Raw genomic sequence first — 12,851 nt, 5'->3', positions numbered from 1 at the left:
TATAAACGTTAACTATAAACATTAACTAAGATGATTTTCGATAAAACAACGAAAGCACTTCTTGCAACCATTCCACTGAACCAGCGATAAGAAAATAAATCACAAATGCAACAAATATTATTGTAATATATGCTGCAATCGCACTTTGCCAATAAGACTCATATTCAATCAAAAAGATACAAAGCTTATGTGCTATAAATACAATAATACAAATTAATATTATTAGAAAAAAATTGATCATATATATCACCTTAGTCTTCATTAATTAATCATTTTAATATCATTAATCTATTTTAATATGATGGAGGTTCACTGTCCCCCGTAAAGAATTAATAATTTTAATATTATTGATCTGTGAAATTGCCAAATCAATAAATTCGTTCACATGAATATCTTTTACAAAAATAGAGTGTTGTTCTAGCATTTTTTGACGTTGAATACCTGGCAATGCTCCAGCCTCAATAGATGGAGTATACCATACATCATTTATACAATATATAATATTTCCAATATCACACTCAACAATCATTCCTTCTTCATTATAGTATACATAATAGTTCTGTTCATTACTTCGTTGAGGAAAGCGATAGCGTCTATTCGTTTTTATACTCGTTAAAGAAGATTTTAGGATTGGCAATGTCGAAAAGCGTATTGTATTTTCTCCATCTATACTAGGTAATAATCTATGATCAAAATCAATGTTTCCTGAATTTGTGACAGTCATTCGAACGGTATGAGCATCGTCAGTTAAATGTTCTTCTAACTGTTTCTTTAACCTATTTAATAGAACATCTTGATTTACTTTGCTACTGCGCTCTAATCGGTCTATATGCAGTGGAATGTTTTCTACATCATCTGATTTAAAAGTCTCAATATAATAAAGAGGCGATAATTTCAATTGATCTAATACTTTTGTTTTATCTTTAAATTCTTCTACTTCAGCATCTGCATTAGAATTAATCGTAATGCCTGCACCTACACCATATGTAGCGGTATCATCTTTTATTTCAAGTGTTCTAATCGCAACATTAAAAATAGACTCACCTTTCGGCAACAATATCCCGATTGAGCCGCAATATATACCACGATGGATTGGTTCAATTTGTTTAATAAAGTTCATTGTTGAATATTTAGGAGCCCCTGTAATAGAACCACAAGGAAACAATTGATTCAACACATCATATAGCGACACTTGATTGGAGTATTTGGCTGTAATCGTAGAGATCATTTGCCATATCGTAGGATACGATTTAACTTCAAATAATGGATCAACATGTACCGACTTCACACCTGATATCTTCGATAAGTCATTCCTTAATAGATCTACAATCATTACATTTTCCGCTCTATCTTTAATGCTGTCACGTAGTAACTGTGGCTCTTTATTTTTCGATAACGTCCCTTTCATTGGAGATGTTACAATGGTGTTCTTCACTTCATCTAAGGTGAAAAATAATTCAGGTGATAGAGATATAATATGACGGTGATGCTTGTCATCAAATATATAACTCATATATTCTCCATCTTTTCGTTCTAATGCGTGCTCAAAAAAAGTGAATGGGCAAACCTTCCATTGAGATTGTAATCTCGTTGTAAAGTTGACTTGATATGTATATCCTTCACTTATATAAGACTTAACCATCTCTATACTCTCTTTCAACTGTGCATCCGATTGTGTCCACTCGAAGTGATGATCTGTACCTTCTTGTTGATAGTTTTTTCTGGTTTTTTTGACTGTTTTATTTTGATAAAATTCATACTTTGAAACCGCTTCGTCATAAACGATACAATGGGCAATCGGTCTATTTCCATGCTGTTTTTCCCCCTGTGGAGCACTACTGTGTTGATTATTTAGTTCTATACCATTTAGCAACTCTCCAACTTCATAATCTAATAGCATAATGACATATAATCCTTGGGATTGATATTTTTCAGCCTTTTCACAAAAATATTGAAATGAATGAGCATCGCTAAATTCACAGCAAAAAGAATCGATAGAGTCTACAAAATATAAAGGCTTGTCCATTTGAGGATATTGTATAATTGCATACGACATAAAACTCATCCTTTCCAACCTTTCATTTCAACAAAGTTCATTAATAATTGATGGCCATGTTCAGTCAATATTGATTCTGGATGGTACTGAACCCCTACAATTGGCTTATCAATATGCGCAAGTGCCATTGTTATCGTGTCATTATCATCTTCTATATAACTTAATTCAATCAGCTCATCATGACTTAATAATTGATTTCTATCAATGATTAATGAATGATAACGTGTAATAGCGTGAGAATAATTAATATTTTTATAAATAGGATGAGTTACACCTTCATCTGTTAAATTCAAAGTGAAGACTTCACCATGTACTGGACGCTGTTTATGAATATCTATATTAAATACATATCCAATCATCTGATAACCGAGACAAATTCCCAAGATCGGTACCTTACATGATTTAATGATAGATAACGTTCTGGGGTAATCTGATGGTTTACCAGGTCCAGGTGAGATAATAATGGAATCTGCTTGTTTGGCATAATGATTTATTAATTCATCATCATATTTTACTGTGATAACATTATCTTGTGTAATCGTTTTGATATAGTGTTCAATATTGTATGTAAATGAATCATAGTGATCAATAATTAATATCATATTTTAAACCTCAATGAATATTGTTATAATACTATCTATTGTATTTCTAAGAGTTATGGCTATAGTGATGTATTTTCTATTATAATTAACAACTCATAGTAATTGCTAACATTAATTACTTTAATGATTGATTATTAATTAAGTATTTTATATTCGTGTTTCTCAATTAATTTTGCTCATTTAACGAAATCAATTCTTGTTTCAAGAGAGTTTCATTCTTTTGAATGAGTGTATTATATATCAAGTCATATATAATAGTATTATACCAAGAAACTTTAATATCTATATATCATTTTCAAATCATTGAATATATTTAATACATATTACAATTAAAAAATGGAGGAGTACTGTGAATTCTACAACAAATAAAATTTGGACGAAAGACTTCATATTAATCTGTATCGCTAACTTCTTTACATTCTCAGCATTTCAAATGACTCTACCAACACTACCTCTGTTCATACAAGAACTTGGTGGAACTGATGAAATCATCGGAATGATTGTGAGTATTTTCACTGTAAGTGCTTTGCTTATAAGGCCATTTACAGGTCAAGGGTTAGAATTTATTGGTCGGCGTAAAGTCTACCTAACGGGTGTTATCCTGTTCGCATTGTCGTTGTCATTGCTTAGTATTGTGCATTCTATTTTGTTCTTATTCATTATTCGAATCATTCAAGGATTTGGTTGGGGAATGACGACGACGTCAGCTGGGACGGTTGCAACAGATATTATTCCCGAACATCGACGTGGTGAAGGAATGGGTTATTACGGTCTATCGGTCAACATTGCATTGGCTTTCGGCCCTTCCCTTGGCTTATTACTTGTTGATTTCATTAGCTTTATGGAGTTGTTTTTAATCACTGCTGGACTTGTATTTACTGCATTCATCATTGGTTTATTTATTCAATACAAGCCGATAGAATTGACCGAAACATCGGTCCGTCATTTCCAATTGGACTTCTTTGAGAAGAATGCATTACCACCAGCGACCTTATTATTTTTTATCACCGTGACTTTCGGTGGAATAACATCGTATCTACCACTCTATACTAAGGATTTAGGCTTTGCATCATATCATATTCAATTGTATTTCATGATTTACGCTATTGCTTTACTTGTAACGAGGTTATACAGTGGCCGATTATATGATCAATATGGTTTAAAACCTGTATTTGTCCCAGGTACATTATTGATTATTATCGCAATGCTATTATTAGCATGGTTGCCATCGCCAATTGTGTTGTATATTGCGGCCGCTCTATATGGCACAGGATTTGGTAGTGTTCAACCTGCTTTACAAGCGTGGGCAGTTAATAGTGCTAGTAAAACTCGTAAAGGAATGGCGAATGCTACCTTTTTCTCAGCGTTTGATCTAGGCGTCGGTATGGGTGCTTTAAGTTTTGGGTTTATTGCTCATATGACTGGTTATTCAACAATTTATATCGTTGCTGCATTGAGTGTGTTGACGTCTTTATGTCTATATTTATTCGTCATTCGAACACGTCAATCGAATTCAGTATCAAAATAAATTTTAATCATTTTGTTTAATGAAATTTTTCTCGGGTATATACTAAACATAAGTCATTAAGACTTAAGCAATGATTGAATTAATACGGAGGTATAAATTATGGGTATTATTATTATGTTAATTGTCGGAGGAATTATCGGTTGGTTAGCCGGAATGGTAATGGGTAAAGACATTCCAGGTGGAATCATCGGTAACATTATCGCTGGACTTTTAGGTGCAGTATTAGGTAGTTACTTACCATTTGTTCAGTTCGGACCAGTTTGGGGCGGAGTTGCAATTATTCCAGCATTCATTGGTTCATTACTATTAATCTTTATCGTATCAGCAATTCTTGGTGCGATGCGTAAGCGTTAATTAATAGTTTTCAATAATTATTAATCAAAACAATTTAAATGAAAAATCCCTAACCACTTTATGGTTAGGGATTTTCATTTTGTAATGAACATTAATTTAAATTGAAATAATGTCTCATTCGATTTTATTCTGGTGTATCATCACTACCTTCAATTGTGAATTCATCTGGATGCACACCATAACGTTTATCACTATTTAAATCATCAATTTTTTTCAATTCATCTTCTGTTAATTCAAAATCATATAATTCAATATTCTCTCTAATTCTTGAAGGTGTCTTAGATTTCGGAATAACAATTCTATTACGTTCAATATGCCATTTCAAAATAATTTGTGCGATACTCTTATTATACTTCTCACTCAACTCTATCATGATTGCTTCTTGATCTATATCTCTCAATCGATTAATTGGGCTCCATGCCATAATATGAATACCATGTTGTTCACAATATGCTTGTAATTCATGTTGGTTTAAATAAGGGTGGCATTCAACTTGATTGACTGCTGGTGTGATTGTAGTGTTTTCCATAAGTTCTTTCAGTTGCTCTTGAGTAAAGTTACAAACACCGATTGATTTAAGAATACCTTTTTCGTAATACTCTTCTAATACTTTATAACTTTCAATAAATAAGTTAGATTCAGGACATGGCCAATGGATTAAATATAAATCTATATAATCTGTATCTAACCTTTCTAATGTTTTTTCAATCGCTTCTTTCGTGCTTTCTTTATCTTGATCTTTATTCCATAATTTTGTTGAAATTAATATTTCTTCTCTTTTAATATTTGCTTCTTTCAATGCTTGACTTAGTTGTCTTTCGTTACCATAAAACGCTGCAGTATCATAATAAGTGTAGCCAGCTTCTTTAGCTGCTTTAACTGCATCATTCATATCGCTTTGTTCAGTAATCTTATACGTTCCAAAACCAACTTCAGGTACATTAATTTGGTTATGAATTGGATAAGTCTTCATAATCATCTTTCCTTCTGTATTTTTATATTAATTTTATCAATTATGTTTGACAAAATAAAAAATCTCGACTTAATAAGTCGAGATTTAATAATATTTATATGTTTTTCTATATCATTTAAATTTAAATGATTAATCTATATCTGTGTCTTCATCATCATTATCGTCTTGAGTTTTATTATAATGTCTTAATAATGCAACTTGTTTAATTTGATGATTCTCCGCATCCAATACAATCCATTTATCTTCTTCAGTATTGATATAATCGTCTTTCTCAGCATCGGTATTGATCATTTGGATCCATCCACCAATTGTATCTACTTCTTCAGAACCTTCAAACTCAATGCCAAATTGTTCAGTAATATCATCTAAAATGACACGCCCGTTAATATGGTATATATCTTCTTCAACCTTCACGATATCTGGTACTTCTTCATCATCAAATTCATCACGAATTTCACCAACGATTTCTTCTAGAATGTCTTCCATCGTGATGATACCAGCAGTTCCACCGTATTCATCAATCACAAGTGCAATATGAACGCGTTCACGTTGCATCTTAATTAACGCATCACTGATGCGCGTTGCTTCATGAATCAATGGTAAATTGTGCATATGTTTAGAGGCTAAAATTGAATCCCCTGCTGCATAATTCGTCAATAATTCCTTCACATTAATGAATCCTAATATATGGTCTTTATCACCATCTTCAGTGACTGGATATCTCGTAAATTGGTATTCTTGAACCACTTCTATAATTTCATCAATAGTGACTGGCATTTGAAGTGTAATCATTTGAGTTCTTGGAACCATAATATCTTTTGCAATTCTTTCATCGAAAGAGAAAATATTTTGCATATATGCAAGTTCGGTATGATTAATTTCACCTGATTGATAACTTTGAGTCATTATAATTTTAAGTTCTTCTTCAGAATGTGCATCTTCATGCCCTGCAGGCTGTACTCCAAATGCTTGAAGTATAAGTCTAGCTGTCCCGTTCATTGACCAAATTAACGGCTTCATAATAAATCCAAAGAAATATAATGGTCTTGATAAAAGCAATGTCATTTTCTCTGCAAATTGAATTGCTAATGACTTCGGTGCTAATTCACCAATCACGACATGAATGAATGTCACAATTATAAATGATGCAGTCACTGTCACTGCTTTCATCATTGCTGGTGGTATTCCAACCAATTCAAAAAGTGGATGTAAAATAGATTCAAAAGTCGATTCACCAATCCACCCTAATCCTAAAGCTGTCACTGTAATACCTAATTGACAGGCTGAAAGATAGTAGTCTAAATCATGTACCATTTTCTTTACAAGTTTCGCTGATGAATTACCTTCATCAATTAATTGCTCAATCCTTGAAAGCCTGACTTTAACTAGCGAGAATTCACTTCCTACAAACACCATCGTCAATAATATGAGTCCTACAAATATTAAAAAATTAAATAACGTACTTATGTCCAATTAGTTCCCTATTAAATAGGGATTCACCTCCACGAATTAATGACACCTCAATTGAGAAGTATCTTGATTTATATTTTGTTCATTTCTGCTTCTTAAGCTTTTATTTGAATTTGAATCTTCCAAACAATTCATTGTGCTTACTATTCTATTTTTACAAATCGCCTTCCCAATGGTGTCACCTCCGTTACAAAAATATACCAAGAATATTCTATCATATTAAAAAAAAAATAACCATGTAATTAACTAAATTGTAACATCTCGATTTGCTGCTTAATACGCTCTTTATCGATTTGGCTACCTATGATTACAATGACAGGCTCTCGTTTTAATTCATATGGCTCATACTGCGGAATGCCAAAGGCATATTGTAATAAATATGTCTCGTCTGGTATGTGTCGTAAAGTGACAAAACCTTTTACACGATATATATTATCATCTAATTGACCTAACCAATGATGAAGTGATTCAATTTCAACGCTATTGCTCAATTTAATGGTCATTGATTGAATGTTATGAGCACTAGGGTGTCTTTCAATCTCATTCATTAAATTGTGATCGGCATAAAATTTCACAATATCTTTTTCCGATAAATGTTCGATGGATTCAATAATATACGCTTGATCATTTATATTTTTTATTGCATTTCTAGCCAGATTAATTTCATCCTCTGTTAATACATCTAATTTGTTTAATATTAACGTATTAGCATACTTGATTTGATGTAGGTATAATTGTTTCATTTGTGGCGTAGTATTTAATGTTAGTAGTTTTTGACTATCGACCACTGTAATTAACTGTTTTAATTGTGTGAACTCCATGACCGCAGGTGCGCTAATCGCATCAATTATTTCAACTGGATCGGCAACACCTGTTGCTTCAATAATAATTAAATCTGGATTTAAGTTGTAATATAATTCATGTAATTGAACTTCTAAATCTTCTTTTAACGAACAACATATACAACCTTGCGTCATTGACTTAATACTCTGACTTTCTCCGATAATATTTGAATCAATATCAACTTCACCAAATTCATTCATTAGAATTACACTTTTCATATTTTTGTCTAATAATGATCTAAATTTCTTAAGAAAGGTTGTTTTACCACTACCAAGAAATCCACTAATAATGATGATATCCATGTCTTTCACCTGCATTTTTAGTTTTATTTTTTATAGTGCTCTAACAATATCTTACTTTCTATGATAGTCATTAATATGATTATTACCTATATCATGACCAAGCACATACAAATGACCATTAAATAATTGATATAGACTGTCAAACAATGCTTCATCTAATGATTGATGTTCAAAAATTACAATGGTTTTATTAAATTTCGTGGCTTGCTCTCTAAGAGCATGATGAAGTTTTTCAACTGTCACCTGGTCTAAACTTCTAAATGGTTCATCTAATATTAAGATTTTTTGATTACTGAGTAACGCCCTTAACAATTGAATTTTGCGACGCTCTCCTCCACTAATATTCATACCGTTCATCGATAATTCTTTATCTAAGGATAATTTAATATTCAGCATCAGCATATAATAATTCAATTGTTCAATATTTATATTTGGATTCACAAGTTTTAAATTATACATAATTGTGCCAGACTCAAAATAAGGATAATCCACGGTGGAGTGTACTTTGTTTCGATCAATGTTAATTTCCCCTGATTGTATTTGAGTTAATCCAGAGAATATACGAATCAGTGTCGATTTACCAGAACCACTATCCCCTTTGACTAAGATATATTGCCCGGGAAATGCTTTGAAACTTATTTGATCAAACAATAATCTCCCATCTGGCAATAAATATCTCAATGATTGAATGGAAATTACAGAGTGATTAAATTGACCATTTCCATTTAAATTATCATTTCTAACTAATCCAACCAATTCATTCAAATCAGATTCATCCAAATGATTATTATCCATGAATTTGCCTACATATATATTCTCATGGATATCATTTGTATTTCTAAATGTAAATTGTTCAATATTAAAATCATCGACATTAGATATTGTCATGAGCTTTATCTCCGCATCAATCCATTGTATTAATGAATCAATAAATGTAACTAACACTAATATAATGAGCGCAGTTATAGCAGCATCTAATTTACTTTCAATCAAGTATATGACCAATGCAATTGACAATATATATATAGTAATACATATTAACTTTATAATCTTACATACAAATTCAAACAGAAAGCTTAATGATTCATACATTTCTCGTACTTTTTGCAACTGGCTCAAAAATTGTGTTTCATATGAATGACTTTGTAAATTTAATTTAACTCGATGCCATTCGTCTAAATTCGCTTTATATTTTTTAAATTGATTGTTCTTTCTTTTTTCTAGTCGCTGTATTATCTTTTGAGAACCAAATAATATACTTTTAATGACTATAAATGCAATTGTAATGACCAATCCTATTTCTATTGAAATAATCAAGAGTACAACAATTAACAATAATTGCGTGATCAATACAATATTTCTTGGATGAATTCCTTCTATATGTTTTGACTGCTTTAGCTCTAATGATTCAATTGCATAATCAATATATGACGACTTATTGTGTAACATATTGATTGTTGGCAATTTTGAAATCATATGTTGAATGCGTTCCAACCTAAGGTGACTTACATCATTGAGAGTAATTTTGTGAGTTGTTAAGCGTTCAATATAATGGGTTGTAGCTTTCACAAGACCGAATAATTTCACAACAACAATCATCGAAATGAGGGCATACAGTGGCACGCCAATTGCACCTTGTACAATTAAGTAACCGCTTAAACCAAATAATAAGAAGTTAACCGTTTGACTAATGACCCCCATAAATAACCCCATTTTATTCATCATGATGCACCTCTAACTGATCAAAGTCAATAACATTCAATGGTTTTACTCGTTGTTTCACTAATGATAATTCATGTGTCACCATCACAACACATTTATTCTGGTCTGTAATTAGTTTTAACAGACACTTCAAAACACTTTGCTTTAATTCAATATTGAGTCCAGCAAGCGGTTCATCAAATAGTACAAATGGCTTATTATCCATCAACACACGCAAAATATTAATTCGTTTTTGTTCTCCATGACTTATTATAGATGGATCAATTAAGCCATCATGATAGCCAAAGCGTTCACAGATTGGATCTAATTTTAACATTTTAATATAATGAGCACATTCATCATAAGATTTATTCCCTATATTTTCTTTAAATGTCCCTTCAAAAATATACGAATGTTGTGGCAAATAGGAGACGGATTGACTTTGATAGAATTTAATACTGTCATTTAACAATTGTAAATATAGTGATTTCCCAACCCCATTGCGTCCAATGATCACATTAAATTGACTAAATTCTAATTCAACTTTTGGATAATGAATTGATTTACCTTCTAACTTTATATCATGCGCCTCTAAATTGACTGCTATTCCTTTATGAAGATTACTATCACTAAAATTATTAGTACCACTCAATTTTTCGCCATTCACAACAATATCTATATAACGTGAATTTTTACGATCAATGATTAATTGATCGAATGTATGGTCTAACAACTCTATTTGTCCCATCGACTCTTTTTTTGCATGAAAACTTTGGGATAAATTTTTGAGCGCCAAATAAAACTCAGGCACGACCATCATGACGATAAAAGCTGATTCAAACTCAATCGTTTTAAAAACGACTAATTCAAATCCAAGTTCAAGTGCTACGAGACCGATTGAAATCATTGTAATAAAATCCAGCATAAAGCCACTAACAAATACTGTTTTCAATAATTTCATCGATGCATTAGCATATTTTGAATTATAAGATTTCAAACGATTTACGACGTGTTGCTGGAGGTTAAGATTCACAACATCATCCATAGAGCGTAAAGTATTCATTAATGTAAATTGAAATTTATTTAATTCATTCATTTGAGTCTTCGCATCATCTTGAGTCTTCATTCCAACAACAATATATAACAATGGAATAAAAGGAGACGTCACAATTAATATAATCGCTGCAACCCAATGGTAATATAAAGTCACACCAAACATAATAATGAGAGTCATTACGCTTAATATTGCAGTAAATTGATAATTCGTGACATATTGTTTCGTCTTATCGAGAACAAACGTAAGTTGATGTTGTAGTTCACCAGCTTCTAATCTGTCTACAAGTGGTATCGAATTGATAATTATATTACTCCATTTGTTCGTTACGCGAGTTGCTTCAACACTCATCATGAGTTGACTTGCTTCTTGAAATATATAACGACCACTTAATAAAACAGCTATATATAATATCATTGAATAAGATACTGAAGCTTCTTGTATCAATAAATTTATAAGTTCCATTAATAATATGACAAAATATACAAATGAAATAATACTTAATATATTAAATAATATAGCTAATAATTTATTTAAAGTAATTTGTTGATATTGACGTAATAACATATTAAAACCTCATATATAATTATATTAAAACCTTTTTATTTATTAATCACTTAAAGATTAAAAATTATTACAAAGTAATAATTAGTAAGTAATATAAAATAGAACCTTCAGATCTACACTCCATTTTAATTTATAAAATAAATAAAGATTGTTATAATGTTAATATATCATTTTAACAATTCATTATGGTTGAAAGTATCTTGTCATGGGTATTAAATATGAACGAATGACTTTATTGATAGCAAGTTATTTTTACCACAATGCATTAACAACGGAGGATAATACAATGAATGAAAAAATTAAAACTGCAGTTAATTTACTTCCAGTCATATTAATTCCATTGATCAATGAACGCAAAAAAATTGCTGAACATCCAGATGTACAAAAAGCAACTTCATTAACGATTGACTCTTCTAAGAAAGTAGCCGATATCTCTAAAACAGCTGCAAAAAATATTCAAAATGCAGCAGTCAATACAAAAAATACGACGCAAAAAGTATATAATACAACTCATAATACTGCGAGTAATATTAATCAGTTCGTACAAAATAAAAAACAAAAATTTGATTACAATAAAGAAATGAAAGCTTATGAAAAAGAACAAAAGAATGAACAAAAAGAAATGGACAAACTCAAGAAGCAACAACAGAAAGAAGAAAAACGCATTGCTAAATCTCAAAAACCTTTAAATAATGGCCATCATATCGCTGGAATTAGCGAACAAGATATTACATCTTCAGAGATGCCAACATTAGATATGTATGAACACCCTATAAATAGTGAAGAATTGCATTATAATCCTGAACAGACGGAACGTGGAACAGTAGATGAAATTAAAACGTTGAAAACACCTTCGAAACCAATTAATAAAGATGTAGACATGTCTAATGTGAATCGAATCGAGTATGCTGACTCATACCGAGATGAAGATCAGCAACAATCGAATAAGCAAGGTATCTTCAATTATGATGAAACGCAAGACTTCTATGATACACCTAAGCATGCTAATCTATATGATTCATCACAAAACGATGTCGAAGAGAAGTATAAATATGCTGTATTAGGACATGATGAAGGTGAAACTCAACAATTAAATACAAATAATCACCAAAATACAAATGAACTGAATTCAAATAACGAAATCATTGGAAATAATGAAGATACTATGTATGAAATGACTCATAACCTTGCTTATCATGAAAAGCAAGATTATAACGCATTAACTGATACTGCTAGCCGTCATATCAATGCTATTTTAAGCTATTATAATAATCCAACATTCAAAAAGAAATCTAACGATAAGCATAAGGACCCTTCTTTATTCGATAAGCATTACGATCAAATTTTAAAACATTACCGCAATAAATAACATCTAAAATTGAATCAAAGATAATGATGAAG

At 31.1% G+C, this 12,851-nt stretch carries 11 protein-coding genes; 3 read left to right on the top strand and 8 right to left on the bottom strand.

The genetic code is table 11. The features are described from left to right. Positions 1–25: 25 nt before the first annotated feature. Genes EDD62_RS00265 through EDD62_RS00255 form a run of 3 tightly spaced genes read right to left on the bottom strand, consistent with a single transcriptional unit; the run spans position 26 to position 2,658 of the window. Positions 26–241 carry a hypothetical protein gene (locus EDD62_RS00265; RefSeq protein ID WP_123807092.1) on the bottom strand — a complete coding sequence of 72 codons (216 nt, stop codon included), beginning with the start codon at positions 239–241 and terminating at the stop codon, positions 26–28. Positions 242–283: 42 nt separating this feature from the next. Further along, positions 284–2,056, bottom strand: a complete 1,773-nt coding sequence (locus EDD62_RS00260) for a chorismate-binding protein (protein WP_170152725.1) — start codon at positions 2,054–2,056, stop codon at positions 284–286. Positions 2,057–2,061: 5 nt separating this feature from the next. Continuing rightward, on the bottom strand, positions 2,062–2,658 hold the full coding sequence (locus tag EDD62_RS00255) for an anthranilate synthase component II (protein ID WP_123807090.1): 597 nt from the start codon (positions 2,656–2,658) through the stop codon (positions 2,062–2,064). A 349-nt stretch (positions 2,659–3,007) separates the two neighbouring features. On the opposite strand from EDD62_RS00255, the gene EDD62_RS00250 reads away from it, so the two are divergent. Together EDD62_RS00250 and EDD62_RS00245 are read left to right on the top strand one after the other, a co-directional pair. After that, complete coding sequence (locus EDD62_RS00250) at positions 3,008–4,186, top strand: MFS transporter (protein ID WP_123807089.1); 1,179 nt, start codon at positions 3,008–3,010, stop codon at positions 4,184–4,186. A 99-nt stretch (positions 4,187–4,285) separates the two neighbouring features. Continuing rightward, positions 4,286–4,540 (top strand): GlsB/YeaQ/YmgE family stress response membrane protein, encoded by a 255-nt coding sequence (locus tag EDD62_RS00245; RefSeq protein WP_123807088.1) that lies wholly within the window; start codon positions 4,286–4,288, stop codon positions 4,538–4,540. Positions 4,541–4,664: 124 nt separating this feature from the next. On the opposite strand, the gene EDD62_RS00240 is transcribed toward EDD62_RS00245, so the two are convergent. From EDD62_RS00240 to EDD62_RS00220, 5 genes are all read right to left on the bottom strand, one after another. Continuing rightward, on the bottom strand, positions 4,665–5,513 hold the full coding sequence (locus EDD62_RS00240) for an aldo/keto reductase (protein WP_331463348.1): 849 nt from the start codon (positions 5,511–5,513) through the stop codon (positions 4,665–4,667). A 129-nt stretch (positions 5,514–5,642) separates the two neighbouring features. Then, positions 5,643–6,986: a hemolysin family protein gene (locus EDD62_RS00235; RefSeq protein ID WP_123807086.1), complete on the bottom strand. Its 1,344-nt coding sequence runs from the start codon at positions 6,984–6,986 to the stop codon at positions 5,643–5,645. Positions 6,987–7,225: 239 nt separating this feature from the next. Continuing rightward, on the bottom strand, positions 7,226–8,128 hold the full coding sequence (locus tag EDD62_RS00230) for a CobW family GTP-binding protein (protein WP_170152724.1): 903 nt from the start codon (positions 8,126–8,128) through the stop codon (positions 7,226–7,228). Positions 8,129–8,179: 51 nt separating this feature from the next. Then, a complete protein-coding gene (locus EDD62_RS00225) occupies positions 8,180–9,850 on the bottom strand; it encodes an ATP-binding cassette domain-containing protein (RefSeq protein ID WP_170152723.1) in 1,671 nt (556 codons plus the stop codon). Then, positions 9,843–11,450 carry an ABC transporter transmembrane domain-containing protein gene (locus EDD62_RS00220; RefSeq protein WP_123807083.1) on the bottom strand — a complete coding sequence of 536 codons (1,608 nt, stop codon included), beginning with the start codon at positions 11,448–11,450 and terminating at the stop codon, positions 9,843–9,845. The genes EDD62_RS00225 and EDD62_RS00220 overlap by 8 nt, the downstream gene beginning before the upstream one ends. Before the next feature lie 286 nt (positions 11,451–11,736). Here EDD62_RS00220 and EDD62_RS09285 point away from each other — a divergent pair, with 286 nt between their 5' ends. Beyond that, a complete protein-coding gene (locus EDD62_RS09285; protein ID WP_211329107.1) occupies positions 11,737–12,819 on the top strand; it encodes a hypothetical protein in 1,083 nt (360 codons plus the stop codon). Positions 12,820–12,851 lie beyond the last annotated feature (32 nt).

Origin of the sequence: Abyssicoccus albus, from assembly GCF_003815035.1 — a bacterium.
Taxonomy (GTDB): Bacteria; Bacillota; Bacilli; order Staphylococcales; family Abyssicoccaceae; genus Abyssicoccus; species Abyssicoccus albus.
Note: the sequence above shows the minus strand (reverse complement) of the source record. Positions and strands in the feature narration are given on the sequence as shown.